19 protein-coding genes are annotated in these 25952 nt (G+C 43.2%); 12 read left to right on the top strand and 7 right to left on the bottom strand.

Annotated features, from left to right (window positions below; translation table 11 throughout):
* Positions 1 to 58: 58 nt before the first annotated feature.
* Positions 59 to 2497, top strand: coding sequence for a TonB-dependent receptor domain-containing protein (locus ACQ76V_RS08650; RefSeq protein WP_441000088.1), 2439 nt, complete (start codon positions 59 to 61; stop codon positions 2495 to 2497).
* A gap of 68 nt (positions 2498 to 2565) precedes the next feature.
* A complete protein-coding gene (locus ACQ76V_RS08645; protein ID WP_441000087.1) occupies positions 2566 to 2775 on the top strand; it encodes a hypothetical protein in 210 nt (69 codons plus the stop codon).
* Between the two features lie 93 nt (positions 2776 to 2868).
* Here ACQ76V_RS08645 and htpX read toward each other — a convergent pair whose 3' ends face one another.
* Positions 2869 to 3738 (bottom strand): zinc metalloprotease HtpX, encoded by an 870-nt coding sequence (gene htpX, locus ACQ76V_RS08640; RefSeq protein ID WP_441000086.1) that lies wholly within the window; start codon positions 3736 to 3738, stop codon positions 2869 to 2871.
* 124 nt (positions 3739 to 3862) lie between these two features.
* On the opposite strand from htpX, the gene ACQ76V_RS08635 reads away from it, so the two are divergent.
* Entirely contained in the window at positions 3863 to 5317 is a 1455-nt protein-coding gene (locus tag ACQ76V_RS08635; protein WP_441000085.1) for a pyridoxal phosphate-dependent decarboxylase family protein, read from the top strand.
* 173 nt (positions 5318 to 5490) lie between these two features.
* Here the strand turns inward: ACQ76V_RS08635 and ACQ76V_RS08630 are convergent, their stop codons facing one another.
* Complete coding sequence (locus ACQ76V_RS08630) at positions 5491 to 7479, bottom strand: tetratricopeptide repeat protein (protein ID WP_441000084.1); 1989 nt, start codon at positions 7477 to 7479, stop codon at positions 5491 to 5493.
* A gap of 131 nt (positions 7480 to 7610) precedes the next feature.
* Positions 7611 to 8222 (bottom strand): TetR/AcrR family transcriptional regulator, encoded by a 612-nt coding sequence (locus ACQ76V_RS08625; protein ID WP_441000083.1) that lies wholly within the window; start codon positions 8220 to 8222, stop codon positions 7611 to 7613.
* Between the two features lie 238 nt (positions 8223 to 8460).
* On the opposite strand from ACQ76V_RS08625, the gene ACQ76V_RS08620 reads away from it, so the two are divergent.
* From ACQ76V_RS08620 to msrB, 3 genes are all read left to right on the top strand, one after another.
* The gene (locus tag ACQ76V_RS08620) at positions 8461 to 9801 is read left to right on the top strand and encodes an NfeD family protein (protein WP_441000082.1); all 1341 of its coding nucleotides are present in this window, start codon (positions 8461 to 8463) and stop codon (positions 9799 to 9801) included.
* A gap of 41 nt (positions 9802 to 9842) precedes the next feature.
* Positions 9843 to 10670, top strand: coding sequence for an SPFH domain-containing protein (locus ACQ76V_RS08615; RefSeq protein ID WP_441000081.1), 828 nt, complete (start codon positions 9843 to 9845; stop codon positions 10668 to 10670).
* A 136-nt stretch (positions 10671 to 10806) separates the two neighbouring features.
* The gene (gene msrB, locus ACQ76V_RS08610; protein WP_441000080.1) at positions 10807 to 11367 is read left to right on the top strand and encodes a peptide-methionine (R)-S-oxide reductase MsrB; all 561 of its coding nucleotides are present in this window, start codon (positions 10807 to 10809) and stop codon (positions 11365 to 11367) included.
* Here the strand turns inward: msrB and ACQ76V_RS08605 are convergent.
* The gene (locus tag ACQ76V_RS08605) at positions 11364 to 12392 is read right to left on the bottom strand and encodes a metal-dependent hydrolase (protein ID WP_441000079.1); all 1029 of its coding nucleotides are present in this window, start codon (positions 12390 to 12392) and stop codon (positions 11364 to 11366) included. The two genes, msrB and ACQ76V_RS08605, sit on opposite strands and share 4 nt — an antisense overlap.
* Positions 12393 to 12637: 245 nt before the next feature.
* Here ACQ76V_RS08605 and ACQ76V_RS08600 point away from each other — a divergent pair, with 245 nt between their 5' ends.
* The 4 genes from ACQ76V_RS08600 (at position 12638) to ACQ76V_RS08585 (ending at position 20310) form a co-directional block, all read left to right on the top strand.
* The gene (locus ACQ76V_RS08600; protein WP_441000078.1) at positions 12638 to 13966 is read left to right on the top strand and encodes an efflux RND transporter periplasmic adaptor subunit; all 1329 of its coding nucleotides are present in this window, start codon (positions 12638 to 12640) and stop codon (positions 13964 to 13966) included.
* 25 nt (positions 13967 to 13991) lie between these two features.
* Positions 13992 to 17114: an efflux RND transporter permease subunit gene (locus ACQ76V_RS08595; RefSeq protein WP_441000077.1), complete on the top strand. Its 3123-nt coding sequence runs from the start codon at positions 13992 to 13994 to the stop codon at positions 17112 to 17114.
* A gap of 93 nt (positions 17115 to 17207) precedes the next feature.
* Positions 17208 to 18602 (top strand): alkaline phosphatase PhoX, encoded by a 1395-nt coding sequence (locus ACQ76V_RS08590; protein ID WP_441000076.1) that lies wholly within the window; start codon positions 17208 to 17210, stop codon positions 18600 to 18602.
* Positions 18603 to 19026: 424 nt separating this feature from the next.
* Positions 19027 to 20310 carry a hypothetical protein gene (locus ACQ76V_RS08585; RefSeq protein ID WP_441000075.1) on the top strand — a complete coding sequence of 428 codons (1284 nt, stop codon included), beginning with the start codon at positions 19027 to 19029 and terminating at the stop codon, positions 20308 to 20310.
* 913 nt (positions 20311 to 21223) lie between these two features.
* On the opposite strand, the gene ACQ76V_RS08580 is transcribed toward ACQ76V_RS08585, so the two are convergent.
* Positions 21224 to 21592 carry a response regulator gene (locus ACQ76V_RS08580; protein ID WP_441000074.1) on the bottom strand — a complete coding sequence of 123 codons (369 nt, stop codon included), beginning with the start codon at positions 21590 to 21592 and terminating at the stop codon, positions 21224 to 21226.
* Positions 21593 to 21984: 392 nt separating this feature from the next.
* On the opposite strand from ACQ76V_RS08580, the gene ACQ76V_RS08575 reads away from it, so the two are divergent.
* A complete protein-coding gene (locus ACQ76V_RS08575; protein ID WP_441000073.1) occupies positions 21985 to 22584 on the top strand; it encodes a YceI family protein in 600 nt (199 codons plus the stop codon).
* A 13-nt stretch (positions 22585 to 22597) separates the two neighbouring features.
* Entirely contained in the window at positions 22598 to 23284 is a 687-nt protein-coding gene (locus ACQ76V_RS08570) for a YceI family protein (RefSeq protein WP_441000072.1), read from the top strand.
* Here the strand turns inward: ACQ76V_RS08570 and ACQ76V_RS08565 are convergent.
* A complete protein-coding gene (locus ACQ76V_RS08565; protein WP_441000071.1) occupies positions 23281 to 24639 on the bottom strand; it encodes a sigma-54-dependent transcriptional regulator in 1359 nt (452 codons plus the stop codon). The genes ACQ76V_RS08570 and ACQ76V_RS08565 overlap by 4 nt on opposite strands.
* A gap of 3 nt (positions 24640 to 24642) precedes the next feature.
* Complete coding sequence (locus tag ACQ76V_RS08560; protein ID WP_441000070.1) at positions 24643 to 25947, bottom strand: two-component system sensor histidine kinase NtrB; 1305 nt, start codon at positions 25945 to 25947, stop codon at positions 24643 to 24645.
* Positions 25948 to 25952: the final 5 nt, after the last annotated feature.

The following is a 25952-nucleotide window of genomic DNA, read 5'->3' as shown; positions in this document are numbered from 1 at the left end:
TTTAAGTTCTTATAGATAACAACTTATCAATTCCCGATATCCCTAAAAGAATAAGATAATGAAGCAGTTTCTTTCATCACTTTCTCTATTACTTATTATCCCTATTGCGACAATGGCACAATCGGATGGATCTATCACGGGAACAGTATTAGACCAAGAAGATCAACCATTGTCCAGTGCTTCAGTGGCTGTGTATGATTCAGCCGAAGCCAACATTACAGCCGGTACCTCTACCAATGCCGAGGGGGCTTTTTCTATTGATATTTCGGCCGGGCAATATGTATTGAAAATCACCTTTCTCTCTTTTCAACCCTATACGAAAGAGGTTCAAATTTCGCCAGGTGAAACAGTCGATCTGGGTACTATTAATATGACGCCCACCTCAGAAAATCTTGGCGAACTATTTGTGCGCGGCGAACGATCAGAAATGCAGATGAATTTTGACAAGCGTACTTTTCAGGTGGGGCAGGATATCACCAGCTTGGGCGGCTCGGCCGTAGATGTGCTCAATAATGTACCTTCGGTTTCCACCGATATTGACGGTAACATTAGCCTGCGCGGTAACGAGTCGGTGCGCATGCTGATCAACGGCAAGCCCTCGAGCATGGTCAGCGGCGATGTAGATGCTCTCAACAGCATTCCCGCAACCATGATTAAATCAGTTGAAATTATTACCAACCCCTCTTCTCGGTATGCGGCCGAAGGTTCGGGAGGAATCATCAACATCATACTGAAAAAGGATCAACGTCGCGGACTGAACGGTAACTTTCAGCTGGGAACCGGGTTACCGGAAGAGTATGAAGGTTCAGTTAACCTAAACTATCGTGTCGGTGATATTAATTGGTTTTTCAACGGTGGCCTTGATTACAGCAGTGATCCGGAAGGGGGCAGCTCCTTCCAGCGTTTCGCCGGTCCGGACACCAGTTATATGTACCGTGAGCGAACCGATGCACAGGAATCAGAACTTGACGGCGACCTGCAATTTGGAGCTGATTTCTATCTGACAGACACGCAGGTACTTACCGCAAGTGCTTATTTTAGTGCAGAAAATCAGAAAAATAATGAGGATATCACATACACTGATCTTCAGTACAATCCCGGGGCATTTACCGGCGATGTTATAGAAGAAATATATCGCGCAAACAGAGAAGATAGTAATGAACGAGATATTGATTTAAACCTCGATTACGAAAACAAAATTGACGGTAGTGATCATAAACTGGTAGCCGATGCCAGCTTTGATATCAGCCGTGAAAAAGCCACAAATAATATTGAAGAAACGGTACGTCAAGGCAGTGCCAATCCGCTCATGCAACGTGCTATTGATGAAGAGGATGAGATGGACCTTCGTTTTAATGCCGAATATGTGCGTCCTCTTTTCGGTGACGGAAAACTTGAAGCCGGTGTGCGTAGCGATACCGAATGGATGGATAACAGCTACCGTGCCGAAACAATGGTCAATAACACTTGGGTAAGTGAAGAGAATTATACCGATAACTTTCTGTACACTGAAAACGTCAATGCAGCTTTTGCTACACTGGGTTATGAGTGGTCTTCACTATCGGGACAAGTTGGGCTTCGACTGGAAAACACAAATATCCGTACAGAAGTTAAAAGTGATAATACGGTAGTAACACAAAACTATGTAAACCTTTTTCCAAGTGTATTCTTAAGCTACTCTTTCAACGAGCAACAATCTGTTCAAGTAAGCTATAGCCGACGCCTGCGCCGCCCATGGTCAAGAGCCCTTATTCCTTTTAATGATTTTGATGATCAACGAAGCCAATATACGGGGAACCCTAACTTAACACCTGAGTTTAGCAATTCTTATGAACTCGGATATTTACATTACTGGAAATCCGGGTCGTTGCTCACAAGCTTCTATCATCGATATCGCACGGATGTGATTGAGCGTATTACTGAGGCACGGCAAGGCGTTACGCGGATTTTCCCGATCAACCTTGCGACTGAGAAAGCCTGGGGCGTTGAGTTTTCAGCCGATCAGGAAATTGCCGATCGCCTGAACCTCACAGCAAATGCCAACTTATTCCGTTCTAATTCGAATGGAACCTACCAGGATCAGATTTTTAGCAGTGAATCTGAAAACTTCCGGGCACGCATGCGCCTTCGCTGGGAGATTGTTGACGGACTTAACTACCAGGCTTCCATGCGCTATCGCGGACCCAGTAAAACGACACAGGGCCGCCGCGAGGGAATGACAATGATGGATACCGGACTCTCAAAAGATATTATGGATGGCAAAGCTAAAGTTTCGCTCAATGTTCGTGATCTGCTGGACTCACAGAACTTTAACTATACTGCTAATACCGACGGTAACCCCAATACTGATTTCTATACACAGCGTGAATTCAGCTGGTCATCGCGTTCAGCTACCATTAGCTTCCAGTACTTTTTTGGCGAACGCGATCGTAATCAGAAACGCCGAAACCGACCCGATAACGGCGGTGGACCAGAAGGAGGAATGGGAGAAATGTAAAGTTCCCCAGTTGGATTCATATTGAGCTCTGTAGTAAGTATCTTTGCGTAAAACAAAAAAATAATTCTATGAGCTCTGTTATTGAATCCTATAAACTTGGCAATATCGCTGTTGAAATCAGCGAGACTGATAATCCTGAAAAGCTTAAAGTAGATTGCAACGACGGTAATTATCACTCTGAGTTTACGGTACGCAAATATGAGTACAAAAACTACAAGCGCCATATGAACCAGCGTATCAAAAATGCTTATGATGAGCAATACAGCGACGAAAAATAGGGAAGCTTACAGTTTCTATATTCAAATAAGATAAACCATCAGGATATTTAGCCCTGAGGGTTTTAGTTTAATACGGATATCTATTTAGACTGGTTACTCAAATAAATATTCGCCGGTGCGTTGCATATGTATTAATCGCTCCACACGATCATCCGTATCGGGATGCGTCGAAAACAGACTCATAAACAGTCCGCCGCTAAAAGGATTCACCGGAAACATATGCGAGGTGGATCGCATAGCCGACTCCGATACGCCATTCATCGGAAGCTGCTCAGCCGCCTTTTCGATACGTTGAAGTGCTAATGCCAGTGATTGTGGCTTTCCGCTTATTTCTGCCCCTACACGATCTGCTTCATATTCTCGGGTTCTGCTAATTGCTGCCTGAAGCATCATAGCTGCTATAGGAGCCGTAATTAACACAATCAATGCCACCAGTGGATTTGAATCGCGATCACCGCCCCCCATCGGAATAAAGTAAGCAAACTGCGCCAGCATGCTCAGGGCACTTACCACCGTTGTTACAATCGTCTGCGTTAGGATATCCCGGTTTTGGATATGCGCCAGCTCATGAGCTATAACGCCGCGCAGCTCATCCTCATCAAGCGCCTGCATAATACCCCGCGTTACAGCCACCGCCGCATTATTGGGATTGCGTCCCGTAGCAAAAGCATTAGGCTGTTGCTGGGGAATGATATATAGTGCCGGCATAGGTAAACTTGCCTTTTGAGCCAGCTCTTCTACCATTCCATACAACTTAGGATGCGAACTTCGATCTACGGGCTCCGCTTTATACATGCGCAACACGATTTTATCGGATTTCCAATAGCTGAAAAAGTTCATGCCCATTGCAAAAATAAAGGCGATTACCAATCCTGTTGATCCGCCCAAAACCTGGCCTACCAGCATAAAAAGCACAGCGACCAAAGTCATCAGAAAAACCGTTCGTAAACTATTCTTATTCATGATATGGCTTAACGTTTGAAAGTTATTTCTTCTATCCTGTAAACGAATAAATTGCCCTTTTGTTTTCTACCACTAAGATTCCGACACTTCAGAAGTTATGAAATCTTTTAAATCCAGATAATTTATGAAACAACAGATCAAAAAACTGGAACGACAAGCTCGGAACCTTGAAACCACCTCCCAAGACCGGCGTTCATTATTTGACCAAGCCCAAGATTACGGTGAAAACTTTTTGTCATCACTTCCCGAACAGAAGGCATACGTAGAATCCCAAAACAAGGGAAAAGGCGTTTATGAGCTTCCTTTCCAAGATTCCCCAAAAAAGTTTGAAGAACTGTTGAATGTTTTGCAATCAGAGGTGGATACTCCGGGACTTAATCCCGCTTCAGGTAAGCACGCCGGATATATTCCCGGAGGTGGACTTTATCCCTCGGCCATCGCTGACTACCTGGCGGCCGTAACCAATCGCTATACCGGCGTCTTTTTTTCATCACCGGGCGCCGTGCGCATCGAAAATATGTGTATCCGCTGGATGAACAATCTGGTCGGTTATCCCGACGGTGCGACCGGAAATCTCACCTCCGGCGGATCTATTGCCAACCTCATTGCATTGGTTGTAGCACGTGATGATTCCGGCCTCGAGGCTAAGGATTTTGATCATGCCGTTATTTACACCACACAGCAAGTTCATCATTGCGTAATCAAGGCAATTAAATTTGCAGGCTTGCACGAAGACACGGTGCGGACCATTCCCATGGATGACCGCTTTCGGATGAAGACTGAAGCGTTGGAAGATCAAATTCAATCTGATAAAGATCAGGGACTAATCCCGTTGACCATTTTTGCCTCCGCCGGCACCACCGATCTTGGGGCTGTGGATCCGCTCGACGAAATTGGCGATATTGCTAATCATCACAATCTCTGGTTCCATGTCGATGCAGCCTACGGTGGCTTCTTTCTGCTAACGGGTCATGGTAAAAAGGTGATGAAAGGCATCCAAAAATCAGATTCAGCTACCATCGATCCACATAAGGGCCTGTTTCTGCCATACGGTTCGGGAGCATTACTCGTCAAAGATGGTCAGAAACTGTATGATTCGCAACACATGTCGGCCAACTATTTGCAAGATACGTACAAAGCCACTGAGGAAGCATCCCCGGCCGACCTTTCTCCAGAGTTATCCAAGCATTTTCGCGGATTACGTATGTGGCTGCCGCTTCAACTTTTTGGCATAAAACCATTTCGGGCTGCCCTCGACGAAAAGCTGATGCTGACCCGCTATTTCCATAATGAAATTCAGCAAATTGACGGCATTGAAGTTGGTCCCAAACCCGAACTTTCGATTGCCTTTTTTCGATATGTCCCTGAATCTGGCGATGCAAACGAGTTCAATAAGAAGCTTGTTGATGCCATCCACCGTGACGGTCGGGTATTCTTGTCCTCCACTCACCTTGACGGGACAATTTACCTGCGACTGGCTGTTTTGCATTTTCGCACTCACTTAGATGAAATTGAACTTATTTTGTCGGTGCTGCGAGAGATGATCAACAAACTCAAGATAGAAGCTTCACATACCTAATAATTTTTTTAATACGAAATACCCGATAGCTCATTAGCTTTGACCACAGATAGAACCAGCCACTGTCTGTTGCTGCCGATAAAGGAAATCAGACAATAGGGTATTGCCCTAATTATGATTCTTGTGATTTAAGTTTATGGAGCAGACACCACAGCCACTTAGATAAGCCCCTCTCACACATTTTGATCTACCGGACTTTGAGAAAAATCAATTTGCCCGGCATCAGAAATACCCATTTGATTCACAAGAGTATCAAATCTGGAATCGTTTTTTATAGGGCTCCATATAGGATCGCTCAACACGAAATGCAATTTACCAATTTTATCATCGGCAGCACGTTGCAAATGAAAGAATACCTCGTCATACTTTTCCATCCCCAAATATACCAAGGCAATATCCACCGTTGAAGCCACATAGGTATCATTTACATCCCCAAGCTGCAACTCTTCCAAAAAGTGATCGGCAAGATCATTCATCCCAAGGCGGGCGGCAATATATATAAGATGTGGAATATTTTTTTGCTCTCGAGAAACTAAATTTTGGTATGTTTCAAATTCGATATGCGCCTTCTTCAATTTATCCATTGCAACATAGTTCCACCCCTTTCCTTCTATAGCCGGCAAAAACATGGGGTCCAGCTCCAACGTATAATTATATTGCTCAAAAGCATCCGAATACCGATGCAAATTGTAATATGCCCGGGCAAGCTCGGAATTATATAATAGGTTCGTTGGATCTAATTCCAGCGTTCGTTCCATCCAGTGTAACGCGCTCTCATTTTCTCCAATCATATTTAAAAATCGAAAATAATTATAACACACCTCTGGATTATCTGAATCAATATCGAATGCCCGCTGCATAAGCGAACCTGCTTTATCATAGTTATGACGTAATAGCAGTTCAATCTTACCCTTCAGAGCTATGGCCGTTGCAGACTGACTATCCATTTTCAATACGGCATCAATATTCTCTTCGGCCTTTTTATAAGCACGGCGGGATAAGATTTGTCCCTGCATACCCATAAAGAGGAAACATTGTGCTAATGCTATTCTCGATTTTAAATTAGATGGATCTTTCCCAACTACATCATTAAAACATTTCATGGCTTTCCGAACCGAAGTGACCGAATACTTTTGAAGCTCAAATGTGCCCTCCAAATAATGTTCGTAAGTTCCTTTAGAATGGTCTGACTCAGATTTCGAAAGTACAGGCTGTTCACTTTCATAGTCAAAACTTTTTTGCACTTCCTTTATAATCTCATTTGTAATTCCATCCTGAATTTCAAAAATATCTTTTAAATGCCGTTCATATGTTTCTGACCATAAATGAAAGCCGCCTCCCGTTTCAATGAGCTGCGCTGTTACGCGAATTTTGTCCTTGTTTTTACGGACACTTCCTTCCAAAATATGACTTACCATCAGTCCTTCGCCAATGGTACGAATGTCTTCATTACGTCCCTTATACGCAAAAGCAGACGTTCGAGATGTCACATCAAGACGCTTCATTTTTGTCAACCCATTGATAATTTCTTCCGTCAGGCCGTCCCCAAAATAATCGAACCCCATCTCATCACTCATATTTACAAAGGGTAACACAGCCAGTCGATTTCTAACTCTACCGGTTTTAGCCCTCACCTCTCGTTCCGTTGGGGCGTTAATACCTTTGTTGGTAACAGCAAAAATTGAAAGGGGATATTTTACATTTTTTAGTTCAAAGGTTCCGATTTCCTTTGTTTGTATATCACGATGATTCCTTATTTCGTTCTGTACTTTCTGTGAAATCAATATCCCACCAGAAATTGCCAATGGTTCTAATCGGGAAGCAATATTTACGGCATCACCATACACATCTTCATCATTATAAGCGATATCCCCCACATGCATTCCAATGCGAAGTGGCAAGTAGGGATTGGATAAATCCTTTTGAATATTGATGCCACACATAACGGCATTATAAGCACTGTTGAAAATAGTCAGCGCTCCATCCCCGTAATAGTGTAGTACCTTTCCATCAAATGCTGCAGCATTCTCGTGCAACACCTGTCGGTGCCTCTCTTTTTGTTTATTTGCATTATCTTCGTCCTCTTGCATCATTGCTGTATAACCGACAATATCGGTAAACATAACAGCAGCAAGCAAACGAGTGGTTTTTGCGCCCATCATAGCCTTATTTTATTCCAGTCTGAGGTATCAAGTCGGGCTTAGCCTTCAGACCCCTTGGATTTTAATTATACATAAACATTTTTATAAATATCAGTTAAAGTGTATTAATTTTTATGTATTGAAAAAGGCGTTTATGCAGTCAGCCAGTTTAAAATGGTATCCAAAATTACGCCCTTTCTTTTTTCTGCAAAATCTTTGTTCCACATAACATCCCCTCCCTTAAATAACGACTGATGTATAGGTCCCGCAACAACAGGATAATAACAAAGTGAAAAGATATTCATAAGCAAATCATAAACACTTACCGAAGCAATTTCATAGCTTGCTGCAGCATCATTAATTTCTTGTTCAAAACTTGTAACCTGCAATTCTATCTGGTCCTCAAAAATAGGTTTCAGCCATTCTGGCTTTCTGCTTATTTCTGTAATTACAAACGCCAGCACTCTGGGGGCTTGCTCAGCTTTTTCTAAACTATTTTCGATCAGTTGTTCAATTTTTTTAAACAAGGGCATATCTTTCGACAGAATATTATTCACGTCTTCAAATATTATACGCACCGATTGTGTATAAACATGCTCGAAAAGTTCTTTTTTGGTATTAAAATAATAGTGTATCATGGCCTTTGTAACACCAATTTGATCTGCAATGTTATGCAACCGTGTCCCTTCAAAGCCATGCGTTAAAAACTCATTCCGAGCCGCTGCAATAATTTCCTTCCGGGTATCTTTTGTTTGCTTACTCATAGAACTAAATAGTTAGTTAGGTTCTTTTTATTGAATCTAACTGTTCCTATGTGGAACAGCAAGCGTATTAATCAGATGATTAACGCAATTATTTGGTCTAATTAAAAAACAATCTTCAATATCAAGGCCGTTGGAGTCGGCAAATGAAATGGGTTGAATGTTGGTTACTTATTCTTGAACATACCTATAAATAATCTGCGGATATTGTTTCCATGATCCTTTTTGATAACTTTGTACTATGAAACAGTCAATCATTCTCATATTCCTTGCTTTATTTACAAGCGGAGCCTCCATTCAGCCTGACTCAACAACCACGGATTCGGTTCAACAATCGGAGAACCAACAGCCGATTGTAACGATGATTTCTGTAGAGGGCTCCATTACTCCTACAACGACCAACTATATCAACCGGGGCATAAAAACAGCCAATGAACAGGGGGCCCGAGCCTTAATCATTCAGCTGGATACACCCGGCGGTCTGCTTGAATCCACGAAAAATATCGTACAGTCTTTTCTTGAATCCACTGATTTGCCCATTATTGTTTACGTAGCTCCCGAAGGTGCACGCGCCGCCAGCGCCGGGACATTTATTACGATGGCCGCCCACATTGCAGCGATGGCTCCTACTACTACCATTGGTGCTGCATCTCCCGTACAGATGGGCGGCGGACAGTCGGATACGGTTATGCAGAAAAAGATTTTTAATTATTCTGAGAGTTTTATTGAGAGTATAGCCAACCGCCGCGATCGTAATGCGGAATGGGCCCGATCAGCAGTTCGAGATGGAGAATCCATTACAGCCGAAAAAGCCCTGGAGTTAAATGTTGTCGATCTGATTGCCTCGAATAGCGAAGAGCTGCTTCAAAAAATTGATGGCCGCACCTTCAACGGCGATACACTCAAAACAAATAACGCGACCATTAAAGAATTGCCAACAAACTTAGCCGAACAATTCTTCAGTTTTATTATGCGGCCCGAAGTCATGCTTATTCTCACCATGATTGCCATTTATGGCATTATTGGCGAAGTAACGAATCCCGGTGCCATTGTGCCCGGTGTAGCCGGCATCATTGCCTTGGTGCTGCTGCTTTATGCCTCGGCGGCAATGCCAATCAATATTGCCGGCTTTGCCCTAATTGGCCTGGCCATTATTTTATTTGTCGCCGAAGCGTTTACTCCCACTTTCGGATTACTCATTGCGGGAGGATCCGTTTCTTTCTTTTTAGGAGCACTTATGCTTTTTCAGGACTTGCCCGAATCAATGGAACTTTCATGGGCTTGGCTTATCCCCGCTACAATATTAACGGCTCTCTTTTTTGTATGGATTGTGACTGAAGGAATTCGCGCTCAATTTACGGATACTAAAACAGGAAAAAGCTCAATGATTGGCAAGCAGGCCGAAGTTGTTGATAAGATTGACAATAGTCACGGAAAGGTTTTTGTGAACGGTGAATATTGGGATGCGATTAGCGAGGAGAACACCATTGAAGAAGGAGAGTTATGCGAAATTACTGAGATTCAAGGTCTTAAAATGAAAGTAAAACCATTGGCCAACACATCAAATTCAACAAACGGATAGCAAATTTTAACAGCCCTTAATAATCCCTAAAAGAGAAGCTTATGGAAAGTTCGAACCAATTTTTTGATTTAATAACCTGGATCATCACTATTGCTGTTTTAGCAGCAATACTGCTTCCACAGATTTTTAAAATCCTCCGGGAATATGAACGTGCAGTTGTTTTTCGACTCGGTAAATTTCATAAGACCAAGGGACCCGGTCTTATCATGCTGATACCTTTCATCGATAAAATTGAGCGCGTTGATCTCCGCGTACTAACAATCAATGTAGATCGCCAAGAAGTCATCACCAAAGATAACGTTACCGTGCACGTTGATGCTATTACCTTCTTCCGCGTAATCGACGCCGAAGCAGCCGTTATCCAAGTGGAAAAATATATCCACGCTACATCGATGCTGGCACAAACAACGTTGCGTAGTATTGTGGGACAGGTAGAGCTCGACGAACTACTTGCTGAGCGCGATAAAGTAAATAAAAACATTCAGGAAATTATTGATCGCCAAACCGATCCCTGGGGTATAAAGGTGGTATCGGTGGAAGTACGCGATGTGGTGCTACCCGAAAATATGAAACGAGCAATGGCCCGTCAGGCTGAAACCGAGCGTGATCGTCGAGCCAAAGTAATTAATGCCGAAGGCGAATTCCAGGCTGCAGAACGACTGGTCGAAGCGGCAACAATGATGAGAGAAGCTCCTATGGCGTTGCAATTGCGCTTCCTGCAAACGATGAGCGATATCAGTGAAGAAAATACGACCTTCGCTTTTATGCCATTGCCTATGGAAATGCTCGAGGTATTTAAAAATATGTCGGGTGTTGATCTGCCTCCACAGATCAGCGATGATTCCAATGATTCGGGTGATGAATCATAGCCTGTACTCAAAATATTGACCGGACTTGATAATTGGCGCAGGCTCTCAAGCTTGCGCCGGTTTTTCTATTGTGAATGATTGGTTAGCCCCTAATGTTATCTCAACGACAAGAAACAAGCCTAAAGCCGATAGTCTTATGAGAACGTTATCTATTCTGTTGATCATTACTCTCTTTCCCCTTGCAAGCTGCCAGGCACAACAAGAAAATACGAGCAACAGTAATTCTGAGATTGCCGAAACTTCTTCGGAGCTCAAACCACATAATCCCTATTATTCTCGGACAGATACAACAAAATTAAACCTCCCTGATTCTGTTTGGAAAAAGGTTCTCAAGCCCAAGGTTTACCACATTGCCCGTGAAAAAGGGACCGAGCGCGAATATTCTGGCAAGTATTGGGATTATGACGGAAAGGGGACATACTATTGCGCGGCCTGCGGAAATAAACTTTTTGAATCAGAAGCAAAATATATGAGCCATTGTGGGTGGCCCAGCTTCTTTGAACCGGTGGGATTAAACAGCGTTAAATTTAAGCCTGATAACTCCTATGGTATGGAACGAACCGAAGTACTTTGCGGAAGATGTAATGCCCATCTGGGCCATATTTTTAACGATGGTCCACCCCCAACCGGCAAGCGCTACTGCATGAATTCACTGGTGCTGGATTTTGTGCCCAAAGACAGCACAGATACAAATTAACTTTTTTCGTTTCCCAAAACTCGCTTTAACAAACGATCCCACATATCAGCCCGCATATCAAAGCTGGGTTCATACTGTTTAAAACCAGTAACTTCAGTAGAGTCGCTATTAAATATCAGTCTGTAATTCCACACAAATGGTGCGGACCCATCAGAGAGCCACAAATCTGATCGACCAAAACGAAGGTCATGAACAATCAATCCTTCGGGCTTTTTTTCGGCCGCATAGTATCCACGCGAAAACCAGATAAGTCGTTCAACGGGAAGCTGATTTCGGTAGGCTTGCAGTAATCCTTTATTTTGAGACACCTGCTGGAATTCAATTTCCTTGTCTTCATCAAAAACAGAATATAGTCCGGCATAAAGAGTATCATCAGCCTCCGCATAACCCGTCCATAGAAATACATTCAATGGAGAAGGCGTCGTCATGTACTGTTCGGGCTGTATCTTATGTCGATCAAAATTCTGCTCAAACACATTATTTACATGGTACTTGATTCCAAAACCCAATATCAGGTACAACGAACTTATCCCAATACCCAGCCAGTTTGCCCACCTTCGATGTTGTGAATTTCTATTCAGAAAAAGAGCAGTGCCTATGCCACCCAGTAAGGGCAGGGTATAAAAGGGATCAATAATAAAAATAGAATTGAAGCTGAGTGAATAGTTGCTGAATGGCTGAAAAACCTGTGTCCCATAACTCGTGCAAACATCGATAAAAATATGGGTGAGAAAAACCCAGAACACCAGCCACGACCAGTTCCTCCATCCAACTTCATCTTTTTGGTAACGCCACAATAGCCATCCAAATAACGGAGCAGCCACTACACAGAAAAAGAGTGAGTGCGTTATTCCGCGATGAATGGCCAGGGCCTGCACTTCTGATACAAAAGGAGAGGCAAGGACATCGAGGTCGGGCAGTACTCCAAATGCTGCACCCCACAGCGCCGCCTTATTTCCAATTCTCTTTCCCAGTAAGGCTTCGCCTACTGCTGCCCCAAGCGTAATTTGTGTAACGGTATCCATTTAAGTTATAAGAATTCTTATCCGATGTACCTGGTCAATATTTGCCCCGAAATAGAAGCACCTTCTTTTGCCAAAGATCATGGAACGAATTATATCCGTTAAAAAGTTCAATTTTGCTTCAGATTTATGTCGTTTCTTAGATGGTATGAAAAGTATAACATCCTATTACATTTTATAATGAACCTTTCAGTTAATTTTTTCATTGTATCACTACGTTCTTTAAACCCGAATATTATTTAATGTCCATGAAGCTTTCCCTATCCCATAAAGTGCTCTATTTATCATTATTGCTACTTGCTTCAAGCCTGACTGTTTCCTGTTCTGATGAGAGTAACAGTAACAACGGCCCGGCTTTGGGTAATTCCTCATCCACGGTACCATCGGTTGAAGCTGTAAAATCTCGTTATGGTGCCCTACCGCTTTCGGAACGACTGAGTGGAACAGTATATGCTAAAAACCAAGTATCATTATATCCCGAAATTCCCGGCAAAATTGAGACTGTTCATGTTCAGAACGGAGATTTTGTAGAAAAAGGCGATCCTATTGTCTCCCTCCAAGACAATCAATATCGCGAGCAGGTTCAACAAGCTCGTGCAAATTTGCGAATTAATGAAGCCCGCCTGAAACAGGCCCAAGCGCGTTACAACGAACTGGAGGCCCAGTACAAACGAACAAAACAACTGAGTGACCAGCAGCTATCGAGTGAACTGGAAATGGAAACCCTCCAGGCACAGATGTCGTCTGCCGAAGCCGATGTGGATTTAGCTGAAGCCCAGCTGGAGCAGGCACAATCCAGTCTTCAAGAACAGCAGGACATGCTTTCCAAAACGGTGATTAAAGCTCCGATTTCTGGAACAGTCGGTCAACGCAACGCCGAAACCGGCATGCAGGTGAGTAGCAGTACCCAACTTTATACGATAGGAGATCTGGATAATTTACGCGTAGAAGTCGTTCTGACTGATCAGATGCTTGACAATATTGAGGTCGGACAAACCGTACGCATCTATACGGGCACTAATGTTAACAACAGTGATTTTATCGAAGCCGAACTCTCACGGATTTCTCCTTTTCTTAATAATGTAACCCGAAGTACGGAAGGAGAAATTGATGTGCAAAATACGGGAAACAAATTGCGACCCGGTATGTTCGTGCCCGTAGATATTTTATATGGACAAAGCGAACGAGCTACCTTAGTGCCTACCAGTGCCATTTATACCGACCCCAATTCCGGAGAAGAAGGTGTATTTGTAGCAACTTCTCTGGGCTCAGAAATACAACCGGCCGAACAGGTTAATGCCGACAATCCTCCGCCCCTTACCGAACCAACCGATGTGCAATTTAAACCGGTTGATGTTATTGCCGAAGGACGTATGGAAGTGGGAATCGAAGGTATAGAGCCAGGTAATTGGGTGGTTACGGTTGGTCAGGATCTACTTTCGAGCGGGCGTCAGCAAGCACGTGTTCGTACCAGCTCATGGGAACGTATTTTAGCACTACAGGGGTTACAACGTCAAGACCTGTTGCAGCAAGTACTGGATCGCCAAACCAATACCAATGATTCTTCGAGTCAATAATTTCTATACTTGATTATCTAACGCTATGAAGATTACAGAAACAGCCGTAGAACGCCCCATCGCAACCACAATGCTTTTCCTAATTATCATTGTCTTGGGGGTTATGTCATTCCGATTTTTACCGGTAGATTTACTGCCACCTGTTGAATATCCGCAGCTTACCGTTGCTACCGAATATCCCAATGTAGGACCCGAGGAAATTGAAACGATTATCACCCAACGCATCGAAAATACGATTGCGGGTGTGCCGGGGGTAGAACGCGTACGATCAAGCTCCTCAGAAGGACGAAGCCGCGTAACACTTGAGTTTGCCCAGGGATCAGATATTGATGTAGCGGCCAATGATATCCGCGCCGCCCTTGACAGAGTTCGCGACGAGCTCCCTCCTGAAGCTGAACCGCCTCGCATCTGGAAGTTTGATCCCAATAATTTTCCGATTGTAATTGTGGGAGCCAACTCGGATATGAATCTGCAGGAACTTACCCAGATTCTTGATCGGGAAGTCACCAAGCGCTTTGAACAAATTGCCGGCGTGGGCTCCATCGATATTTGGGGGGGTGTCTACAAAGAGGTACATGTAGAAATTAAGCGCGATCGGCTCATTGCCAGTGGACTCTCTACGGCCGAAGTACAACAGGCCATCGCCAGCGAAAATATCAACCTGCCGGGCGGTAATGTAAATTCAGGCGTACAGCAGCTCTATGTTCGTACTCTCGGTGAATATGAAAACATCGACCAAATTGCCAATACTATTATTCAGATGGTTGATGGCAAGCCCATTCGGGTAAAAGATGTTGCTGAAGTACGATGGGGCTATGAAGATCTCAATCGCTTGGTAACCATCGACGAAAAACCAATGGTTCGGTTTGGGATCCGTAAACAAACGGGAGCCAATACCGTTGCGGTTGCTGAAGAAATTCGGCAGGAAATTGACAGAGTAAACAGGGAACGAAATGACATGAACCTGTTCGTTACTACCGATCAAAGTGAGTTCATTCAAAATTCCATTGATAATGTACAGAGTTCGGCCATTTGGGGTGCCTTGTTAGCAATTGTTGTGCTATATCTGTTTTTACGCAATGGCTCGTCAACATTTATTATCTCACTGGCTATTCCCATATCCATTATTGCCACCTTCGGACTCCTGTATTTTAACGGATTAACGCTTAACCAAATGAGTTTCGGTGGACTTGCCCTGGGGGTGGGCCTGATTGTTGACAATGCCATTGTGGTACTCGAAAATATTATCCGACTCAGGGAGGAACGAGGAAAGGATTTAAAAACCAGTTCACTGGTCGGAACCCGCGAAGTGGGGGGAGCCATTGTGGCCTCAACCATTACTACTTCGGTGATATTCTTGCCCGTAGTATTTATGCAAACCATTTCGGGCAGCATTTTTCAAGAGCTTGCATTGGTCGTCGTTTTTGCACTGGCTTGTTCGTTATTTGTAGCTCTTACCCTGGTCCCCATGCTTTGCAGCAAGTTTTTGACCGTTCAGCCAGATGACTCAGAAAAAGCGGCCAAAAAGAGCTGGTTTCAGCGTGCATTTGCCAAGCTGGAACAACGATACACCGATTTTATTGATTACACCCTCCAGCATAAAACCGCCGTTTATACCATCACCGGAGTGCTGGTACTGGGCTCGGTGCTACTCATATCATTTATTCCTGTAGAACTGGCTCCACAATCTGATGCTGATGAAATTGATGTAGATTTCATGATGGCTGAGGGTACCAATATTGCTGTACAAAACGAATACCTGAAAGAACTCGAGAAGGTTGTTCGTGCTAATTTACCCATGGACGATGTTGAACACATTACAACCGATGTGCGCGATGGGCGTGCCGAGGTTGAAATTGCTATGGTTGAGGCCTCTGAACGATCTATGAGTACCTCCAAAATTGCCGATCAAATCCGTAAAAACGTAGCAGGTACCGTACCCGGAGGCGATATTCGCGTTAGTGCACAATCAGGGCTGTGGATTTTGCGCCGCATTTTTGGGTCAGGCGGTGGAGAAGCGGTCGAACTACAACTGCGCGGTTATGATTTGGAACAAGCCAAAACCCTTTCTGAAGATATTAAACAACGCATGGAAGAAATCCCTGAAGTCACCGGCGTTCGCACAGATCGACGGGAAGGCCGTCCGGAACAAAATCTCATTTTTGATCGGGAAAAAATTGCCGACCTCGGCCTTACCGTTAGTGGCGTGGCCCGTATTATTCAAACAAATGTTGGCGGCAGCCGTGCGGGGACCTTTAGAGAAGGAGGGGATGAGTTTCCTATCCGGGTTCGCCTGCAGCCAAAAGATCGTCTGAGTACCAAAGACCTTGAAAATATTTCAATACGTACCCCAGACGGCCAAGTACTGCCGGTTACGGCGGTTGTTTCACAATCCAAAGGCCGCGGACCTACCGATATTAATCGCGTAAATAGCCAAAGAGTGTCGTACATTTCGGCTAATCTGGAAAGCGGAGTAGCCCTTGGCGAAGCCGTTGAAAAGATACAGGCTAAGCTCTCCGATATGCAATTACCAGAAGGATTCTCTATTGTATATAGTGGAGAATATGAAGAGCAGCAAAAAGCAGCGGCTGATTTTCAGCTTTCGATCATTATGGCCCTCATACTTATTTACATGGTGATGGCTGCTCAGTTTGAACGATTTTTTGATCCTCTGGTCGTTATGTTCTCGGTTCCATTAGCCATTATCGGGGTAGTGCCAACGCTGTTGATTACCGGCACAACCATTAATATGCAAAGCATGATGGGTATAGTGATGCTTATCGGTATTGTGGTCAATAATGCAATTGTTTTGGTCGACTATATTAATCTGATGAGACGTGAGCATAACATGGATGTTCGCGAAGCTGTTATTCAATCCGGGCGACTACGACTGCGTCCTATCCTCATGACGACGTTAACTACTGTATTGGGACTGCTGCCGCTTTCTTTTGGCATTGGCTCCGGTGCCGAAATTCAGGCTTCTTTGGCACGGGTTGTCATCGGGGGATTAACCGCATCGACTCTGGTTACGCTGGTATTTATTCCGGTTGTATACATTTCGGCAGAAAACGTATTATCCAAAGTGAAATCACAAAGCTGGGTGCCTTCGTGGATGGCCGGAGAAAAAGTTGAACCGGCAAAAGCTTAATACCACTTGCTACATCATTTAGCAGGAAAGGGCACTAAAACTTTAGAATAGCAGCCGGTTTTTAATGATGATCAGGAATAAAAAAAAACCGCTATGTCTATTTCCCGAAAACACTTTTTAAAACAAGCCGGGGCAATGGCACTTGGCTTCTCAGGATTGCAACTGTTCAGCAGATGTACACCGGCTGAGCAATCATCCCGAACATTATCAGTTGATCCCTTTGGTCCATTGGAAGCTGACCAGCAGGGACTTTTTGATCTGCCACAAGATTTTTCCTATAAGATTATTTCTACCTTTGGCGATACCATGGACGATGGCTTCATGGTACCGCATCGGCCTGATGGTATGGCTACCTTTCCAAGCCCTGACGGATATACCATCCTCATTCGCAATCACGAAGTAAATCCTGCAAAGGGCGGTGCTGAAAGTGCGTTCGGAGAAGACTTTGCACTTACCAGCAAGCTTGATCCATCAGATTTTTACGATTATGGGAATAATAACAATCCTGGTCAGGGCGGAACTACCACCGTTATTTATGATACGGAAAAGCAAGAAGTCGTTCGTCAGTATTTAAGTTTGGCCGGCACCCTTCGTAATTGTGCAGGCGGGCCTACGCCCTGGAACAGCTGGCTGAGTTGTGAAGAAATTGTTACCAAGCCCGACGATGTCTACGCCAAGCCGCACGGCTATGTGTTTGAGGTACCTGCCCGAACTCAGATGGGAGTAACCAAACCAACGCCGATAAAAGCGATGGGACGCTTCAATCACGAGGCTATTGCGGTGGATCCTAAAAGCGATGTCATTTATCTAACTGAAGATGAACACGACAGCCTGCTCTATCGCTTTATCCCCAATACACCGGGACAACTACTTAAGGGAGGAATCTTGCAGGCCCTTGCTGTAAAGGATAAGCTCGGTTTAGATACTCGGAATTGGAAAAAGCGCACCATCAAAGAAGGACAATCCATGGATGTGGAATGGATCGACTTGGATGACATCGATAATCCCAACGATGATCTGCGACTTCGCGGCTTTGAAGATGGAGCAGCACGGTTTGCCCGTGGTGAAGGGATGTGGTATGGCAACAATGCTATTTATTTTGCCTGCACAAATGGGGGCCCCGAAAAGTTAGGGCAAATTTGGAGGTACGTGCCAAGTCCGGTAGAAGCCAACACGAAGGAATCTGAAAAGCCCGGACACCTTGAGCTATTTGTGGAATCTATGGACAGTACCATTATCGAAAATGCTGATAATCTTACTGTGGCGCCTTGGGGCGATTTAATAGTTTGTGAAGATTGTAATGAAAATCAGGACTTGAAAGGTATTACTCCAGATGGAGAAGTATACAACTTTGGTCGCAATGCCAAATCAAACTCAGAGCTGGCCGGTGCAACCTTTTCACCGGATGGGTCGACACTGTTTATGAATATTCAGCACTCAGGATTAACATTGGCCATTAGCGGTCCATGGAACAAGGCCTATACATAAACCTCCGCTACATACTTAGCCCTCATTTCATTTAGTACAATATATAGGAATCCTCAGAGAATCCTGATGGGTTTTATATAGAACTATATCAATATTACCAGCCTCGATAGTTTAATAAACAGTATTAGTTCACCTGGCTTTTACCCTATTTCTGTGTTTTTAAAATCCTTATGCACATCTGCAAGCATTGAAGCAAAAAGCTAATGCAGTAATGCAATAGATCGAATTTTGACTTGCAGCTACCTTCTTGTATCAAGAAAAATATTTTTTATTATCACGGCTCAGACTTCAGAAACAGCTATTTCAAAGGTTTTTAAAAAAAATTCGGATTTAAATACTCTTTTGGAACAGATCTTGTGACACTATCAAATGAACCACAAAATAACTTAATCTTCACAACCATAAATTAACCAGAGGTTCTATTATGAAGACGTTACAAAACATATCCAAGTCGCTGAGCTTGGTATTACTTTTAATATTCGGGGCTGTCGGAATTGCTTCTGCTCAATTCGATCGGGATCTACAATATTATACTAATCCTGATCAAACCGGGCTAAATCAGTTTGAGGCACCCTTCGAAACAGATATTGAATTTGACGGCGTAAATGTCCGCATCGGCGGCGCCAACACGCTACAATTCCAAGGTATTTCTCATGACAACGATGCGGGAACTCTTCCGGAATTGGAAAACAACTTTAACCTGGCTACTTCCAACTTAGATCTTGACGTAGGCTTGGCAACAGGTCTTCGCATGCACCTGCGTACGTATTTGACCTCACAACACCACACCGAGGCTTATGTCAAGAGTGGATACATGCAAGTAGATCGCCTTGACTTTATCTCCGAAGGACTCCTTTCAGGCCTCATGGATAAGCTTCGCATTAAAGTGGGTCACATGGAGTTGAACTACGGCGACAACCACTTCCGTCGTACAGACAATGCTTTTGCGATCCACAACCCATTCGTAGGAAACTACATTATGGATTCCTTTACTACTGAGGTTGCAGGTGAGGTTTATTACGCAGATAAAGGCTTTATGGCCATGTTTGGCTTAAGCAATGGTAAATTGAATCAGAGTGTTGTTGCCGGTGATATTAAAACACACGCCACTGTTTATGGTAAGGTAGCTTACGACAAGCAGATGAACGAAGGCATGCGTTTCCGTTTAAGTGCTTCTCTCCTTAACGTATCTAACTCTCCTTCTATTTATCTATACTCTGGTGACCGTGCCGGTTCTCGTTACTACAGCGTAATGGATGACGGATTCCGCAGTGGACGTTTTGCTCCAAGCTTTACTCCTCCACGTGGTGCTCCTGCCGCAGCCGGAGAAATGACCGCCTTCATGCTTAACCCCTTTGTTAAATTCCAAGGATTCGAATTCTACGGTGTGTTTGAAAGCACTTCCGGAAAGATTAAAGACGGTGTTGATGATACACGCACTTACAACCAATACGGTGCTGAAGCACTCTATCGATTCGGAGCCAATGAAGACTTCTATCTTGGCGCACGATATAACTTAGTTGACGCAGCCGACGAAGACATGCAAATCGATCGCTTTAACATAGGCGGCGGCTGGTTCCTAACCAAAAATGTGATGGCCAAGCTTGAGTACGTAACTCAATCTTATGACGGCGATGACTTTGTTGGAACCAAGTATCAAGGTGGCGAATTCGACGGCGTAATGCTCGAAGCCGTAATTAGCTTCTAACAAAAATTTAACCATAGGAGCCTATGACTTATCTCTAAGTCTAAGTTCCGATCCCCTGATGCGGTGTTGCCTTTGAAAAGGCAACACCGTTTTTTATTTGTGCCTATATACAAAAGAACATAGGTATTGACTTGGCAGATCATCATTTCTCCATTCCCTAACTAATACTCCTTTTATTCTTAATAACCGCTCACGCCTGGAATTCTATCCATTTACTGCCAAATCAATCGGGATATTTGATCAGCATAATTACTATAAATTCCTTGATTCACTAATAGTTTTTTACTGCTGGGTCAACATAATTTGTCATACATCAAAAAGCTATTTAGCTAAATAACTCTTCGCAGGTGATAGCAAGGTTGGCAAAGACTTATGTGCAAATCACTCAACATCAATATCTCCCAGACAGCTTACTGCTCAGTTTATAGAATAAAAATAATATAAACTCATTTCCTCAACCTGCTATCATATCGGAAAGGAAAGAGAGGTAATCAACACTCCTTGTTTTGTTTCTGATTGCTGAGGAATAGCCCGTTATATTTAAACATAGAGATATGATCTCTTACTTTGGATTTTCTATCAGTAATCCGAAGTAGCCTTATTTGGGCAGCAAACTGTAGCATAAGCCAAAAACACTAATATTATCACTGATAATAACCCCAAAATTAACTTCTAAGGCCTTAAGATACATGTCTTTATATAATGGCATGCATCAGAAATTACGGATCTGATAAGAAAGAGCAAGTATCGAAGTTTTAAGCTCTTGCTTTTGAGGGAGCATATTACCATTTCATCAATCACGACTACCCTGAAATAATTCTATATCTATCCCTATTTTTTAAGGAGGCAAACGATCTAATGGTTTTAGAATGAGAAATATGGAATGGCTAACAGGTTAGCAGGTAATACTAAATCAGGAGCGAACAGCAGAAAGGTGATAGTTGATCTTGTCGATCAGCTCTTTAAAATCGAGGGGTTTAATCAAAAAGTCGTGAGCTCCATCGATAAGCGCCTTTTGCGTAACCTCAATCTCAACATAGGAACTCATCACAATAATTTTAACCGTTGGGTATCTTGCCTGTAGAAAGGAAAACAATCCATTGCGATCCAGCAGCTGGCTATCCACAATAATCAAATCTATGCCTTTGGTTGTCAATACTTTTTGTGCTTTTGATGCATTACATGCCGTATAACAGCAAAAACCCTCTTCGCTTAGTACAAGCTGAAGAGAGTCGCGCACTACTTCTTGTTGGTCAACAATAAGAACTGACTGAGGCTTCATGAACAGCAAAGTGGTTAACATTACTATGTTTTTCATTAATAGTAATGCAATTACAAGACCACTTTTCCCATCTATTCCAAATTTATTATTAATGGCCTTTATGCCATTTTAAGACAGATATCTCAATCAAATTTAAGTGGATATTTTTTATCAACTTGCAGTTCTGCAAGAAGACTCATATTGCAGTTTGCATCACTGCAAGCTTATGTGTTTGAACTGTCTACGATGATTATCCCTTGTCGATTATTTTGTATTAGATAACAATGCATAGCATGGCTTAAATACCTTTTTGTAATAAAATAACATGATAACAAAAGTTTGGAACGATCGTTGCAGTATTAATAACAGACAAATTACAATAACCCAATAATCACAGTTAAGAAGGGGTCACTATGAAATCTTTATTTACTACTTTATTTATCTTTTTATTTACAATATCAGGGAACGTACTGGCACAGTCCGATTCTTATGAAATACTTGAATCAAGCACGATCCAAATTGAGGGTACCTCTACCCTACACGATTGGACGTCTGACGTAGAAGAGTTTAGCTCGTATATTAAGTTTGACGCAACGGCGTTAGAAGGCGATTCAATAAGCAATCCGGTAGAATCACTTTCGCTTACCATTCCGGTTAAAAGTATCGAGAGTGGAAAAGGAGGCATGAACCGAAGAACTTATGATGCACTTAAGTCTGATGACTTTCCCAACATCATGTTCCAAATGAATAAAGGCGAGCTTGTCAACGCTGACTCTGCTTTAACATCTATGGAGCTTAATGTAGAGGGGAACCTAACCATTGCCGGAACAAGCAAAGATATAACACTGCCGGTTACTGGTACCAAACAAGAAGATGGTTCGTTTAAATTTACCGGTGAATATGAACTCAACATGAAAGACTATGATGTTGATCCGCCCTCAGCTATGCTTGGAACTATCAAAGCCGGAGAAATGGTTACAGTGGTGTTTGAAGTGTTTGTAGCCAAATCCTAAATAAAATATATTAATGCGCCCCGCTACCTCTCTAATGTCCTCCACTATATTGGATTATGTTAGATGGCAGTACCTACTGCTGCTAACTCCTTTAATAATCCTTACCAATATATCCCTTAGCGGGGCGCAATCTTATCTCTTAGATAATGTTACCATCGAACAAGGGGGAAAGGTTTGGATTGAAGGTGAAGCCGGCATGATAAGTTATCAATGTAATGCTGAAAACCTATCTGGAGTCGGCAAAATCAACAATACAAATAATTCCCTGAATAGTATTAATGCAGAAGACAGCGAAATTGAGATTTCGGTTTCCTTACCCGTCGAGGCCCTTAGTTGTGGCAAGCGTGCCATGGACAAGGATATGTATGAGGCGCTGAAGTCTGAGCGCTATCCCAACATCAGCTACAAGCTTTTAAGCGCACAAATGGCTGATGAGAAAAATAATACTACCGGATGGATGGACATTCATACTCGTGGCATTATGGAAATTGCAGGTGTGCAGGATACGACCTCTTTCATGGTGCAGGGAAAATTATTGAATGATAACAGGTTTCAAGTAAAGGGCTCCAAAAAAATCCATATGGACACCTATAACATTGAACGTCCAACGGCTATGTTAGGCCTTATCAAAGCGAGTAAAGACCTGAGCGTCCATTTTGATGTAACTGTTCAACTTGTAGATACAGTGCAAACAAATTAATCTGAGACTCCCAGCCGCTCCATTTTGCGATACAATGTAGAAGGATCAATGCCCAACAGGCGCGCCGCCTCAGATTTATTCCCCTCCGTTCGTTTTAAAACACTCTGTATATGATGTTTCTCAAATACCTGAATCGCCTCATCAAGCTTATCGCCATCCATCTTAAAGCTTTCCCCATCTGAAGATTCCTTAAATGATCCGGGCAGATCATCAATTGTAAGAAAATCTCCATCACTTAACAGCACCGCCCGTTCAATGACGTTCTCGAGCTCACGTACCTGACCTTTCCATTGATAGGCCATCATGGCCCCCATAGCATCGCTGGTAATTCCCTTTAGGTTTCGTTTAAGTTCTTTGTTGTATTTCTGTAAAAAATGATGGGCTAACAACGGGATGTCTTCTCTGCGCTGCTCTAAGGGTGGAAGTGGTATTTCAACCACGTTTAAGCGGTAGTACAAATCATCCCTAAAATTACCTTCTTCGACTTCTTTCTCTAAATCTTTATTAGTTGCCGCAATAATACGTGTATCAAACGAAATCATTTGGTTAGAACCCACCGGCTTTACTTCCCGCTCTTGTAGCACACGCAACAAATTAACCTGCAAATTGAGCGGTATCTCAGCTATCTCGTCCAAAAACACCGTCCCTCCGTGGGCCGCTACAAACACACCGTCCTTATCAGCATTGGCTCCGGTAAAAGATCCTTTTTTATGGCCAAATAGCTCCGACTCTACCAGGTTTTCAGGAATAGCCCCGCAATTAATCGCCAAAAATGGTTTCTTGGATCGATCGCTGTTAGAGTGAATAGCCCGGGCTACCAATTCCTTACCCGTGCCACTCTGCCCGGTTACCAGCACGTTGCTTGTGGCCTGACTGACCCGCTCCACCATTTTATACACGTTTTTCATGGCCGAGCTCTCTCCAATGATATGATTGAAGTTATATTCCTTGTCGATCTGTTCTCGCAAATATTTATTTTCCTGCGCCAGGCTCTTTTGGTCCAATAAATTTTTTATCCGGATAAGCACTTCATCAAATTCCAACGGCTTTAGAATATAATCTGCAGCCCCTTTACGAAGCGCCTGAATAGCAGTTTCAATGGTACCATGAGCCGTAATAATAATCGTCAACGTATCCGACGAATGCTTTAAGGCATATTCAAGTACTTCAATGCCATCGGTGTCTGGCATTTTTAAGTCGGTAACAATTATATCGTAGCTGGCCCTATCTATAGCATCAATCGCTTCACTGCCATCTTTTACCGCTGTACAATTATATCCTTCATCCTCCAACACAATGGTTAGTGATTCCCTGATACTATCTTCATCATCTGCAATTAAAATCGATCCGCTCATAAGTTAATTTTTAGTCGGTAATTTGATAATAAATGTTGTTCCTTCCCCGTAGTCCGATTCCACCTGAATGGAACCGCCAATCTTGTTGATGATACCGTGACTAACCGAAAGCCCCAAACCGGTACCGCTTCCCACTTCCTTTGTCGTAAAAAACGGTTCAAAAATTCGGGACTTGTGTTCTTCTTTAATGCCTTTCCCAATATCCGATACCGTAAGTTTTGCCATACCATCTTGTTCCTCGGTCACTATCGTCACTTTGGGGTTTTCCTCGGCTTCCATCGCATCCACAGAATTGAGCAGTAAGTTTACCAATACCTGGTGAATTTGATCCGGCACACAAGAAACAAGCGGTAAGGAATTGGATAAGTTCATCTCAAACTTCACATCACGACAACGGGCGTCGTGTTGGAGTAACCCTACAGCTGACTCGATAATTTCGTTGATCTGCACATTTTCAGCCTGCATGCTCGAGGGACGCGAAAAGTCGACGAGGTCTCGTACAATTTTATTAATACGCTGAATATGGTCGCGCACTTTTTTCAACTGTGTCTGAATAAACTCGTCATCAGTTTTACGCTGGCAAACCTGAACAAGCGAAGAAATGGCCGTTAGCGGATTCCCTACCTCATGGGCTACCCCCGCGGCCATATGTCCCACTGTAGCTAATCGCTCGGACTGTTGGATTTGCTCCTCCTTCATTTTGATATCCGTAAGATCACGCAAAATCTGTGAGCGTCCCACAATCTCGTCGTCTTTACTGCGGATATACGATTCTGTTAAATTTACCAGCTTTTTTTCGCCTGTTTTTGTTAGTCGCTCAGTTTCATAATTACTGATATTTCCTCTGTATTTCATACCAAATTCAATACATTCAAGCTCCTGCATCTCAATAAGCTCATTGGGAATAATATCAGTTATTGGCTTCCCAATAATATCATCGCGGTGCCAACCGAGCATTTCTTCGGCTCCTCTATTCCAAGAGGTAATATAATTCTCATTATCAATAGAAATAATCGCATCAGCCGAATGCTCAATAATATCACTATAACGCATTTTAGTGGCTTCAAGCTGATCCTCATAATACTCTCGGTAGTTATAGACGGTCCACGCAGCCCATACCATAAGCGTTAGTGAAACTACCACACCGCGACTAAAGTAAAGCCATTGCATCGTTTGCTGAGATGTTTCAGAAAGAAGTGTTTGGTCAATGATTTCAAATGCACCAAATACAACCCCTAAAACAATAAGAGAAGTAAAAAACAGGTATCCCATCCGCGCTTCGCGCAAAAATCGAACAATCTCTTTCATAGCAT

It is taken from the genome of Fodinibius sp. SL11 (assembly GCF_052060035.1).
GTDB lineage: Bacteria > Bacteroidota > Rhodothermia > Balneolales > Balneolaceae > Fodinibius.
This window is presented reverse-complemented; position numbering and strand designations above follow the sequence as displayed.

Bases quoted from the DNA above. Each gene is read 5' to 3' on its own strand.
- ACQ76V_RS08650 (WP_441000088.1), top strand. From the start codon at position 59: ATGAAGCAGTTTCTTTCATCACTTTCTCTATTACTTATTATCCCTATT.
- ACQ76V_RS08645 (WP_441000087.1), top strand. From the start codon at position 2,566: ATGAGCTCTGTTATTGAATCCTATAAACTTGGCAATATCGCTGTTGAA.
- htpX (WP_441000086.1), bottom strand. From the start codon at position 3,738: ATGAATAAGAATAGTTTACGAACGGTTTTTCTGATGACTTTGGTCGCT.
- ACQ76V_RS08635 (WP_441000085.1), top strand. From the start codon at position 3,863: ATGAAACAACAGATCAAAAAACTGGAACGACAAGCTCGGAACCTTGAA.
- ACQ76V_RS08630 (WP_441000084.1), bottom strand. From the start codon at position 7,479: ATGATGGGCGCAAAAACCACTCGTTTGCTTGCTGCTGTTATGTTTACC.
- ACQ76V_RS08625 (WP_441000083.1), bottom strand. From the start codon at position 8,222: ATGAGTAAGCAAACAAAAGATACCCGGAAGGAAATTATTGCAGCGGCT.
- ACQ76V_RS08620 (WP_441000082.1), top strand. From the start codon at position 8,461: ATGAAACAGTCAATCATTCTCATATTCCTTGCTTTATTTACAAGCGGA.
- ACQ76V_RS08615 (WP_441000081.1), top strand. From the start codon at position 9,843: ATGGAAAGTTCGAACCAATTTTTTGATTTAATAACCTGGATCATCACT.
- msrB (WP_441000080.1), top strand. From the start codon at position 10,807: ATGAGAACGTTATCTATTCTGTTGATCATTACTCTCTTTCCCCTTGCA.
- ACQ76V_RS08605 (WP_441000079.1), bottom strand. From the start codon at position 12,392: ATGGATACCGTTACACAAATTACGCTTGGGGCAGCAGTAGGCGAAGCC.
- ACQ76V_RS08600 (WP_441000078.1), top strand. From the start codon at position 12,638: ATGAAGCTTTCCCTATCCCATAAAGTGCTCTATTTATCATTATTGCTA.
- ACQ76V_RS08595 (WP_441000077.1), top strand. From the start codon at position 13,992: ATGAAGATTACAGAAACAGCCGTAGAACGCCCCATCGCAACCACAATG.
- ACQ76V_RS08590 (WP_441000076.1), top strand. From the start codon at position 17,208: ATGTCTATTTCCCGAAAACACTTTTTAAAACAAGCCGGGGCAATGGCA.
- ACQ76V_RS08585 (WP_441000075.1), top strand. From the start codon at position 19,027: ATGAAGACGTTACAAAACATATCCAAGTCGCTGAGCTTGGTATTACTT.
- ACQ76V_RS08580 (WP_441000074.1), bottom strand. From the start codon at position 21,592: ATGAAGCCTCAGTCAGTTCTTATTGTTGACCAACAAGAAGTAGTGCGC.
- ACQ76V_RS08575 (WP_441000073.1), top strand. From the start codon at position 21,985: ATGAAATCTTTATTTACTACTTTATTTATCTTTTTATTTACAATATCA.
- ACQ76V_RS08570 (WP_441000072.1), top strand. From the start codon at position 22,598: ATGCGCCCCGCTACCTCTCTAATGTCCTCCACTATATTGGATTATGTT.
- ACQ76V_RS08565 (WP_441000071.1), bottom strand. From the start codon at position 24,639: ATGAGCGGATCGATTTTAATTGCAGATGATGAAGATAGTATCAGGGAA.
- ACQ76V_RS08560 (WP_441000070.1), bottom strand. From the start codon at position 25,947: ATGAAAGAGATTGTTCGATTTTTGCGCGAAGCGCGGATGGGATACCTG.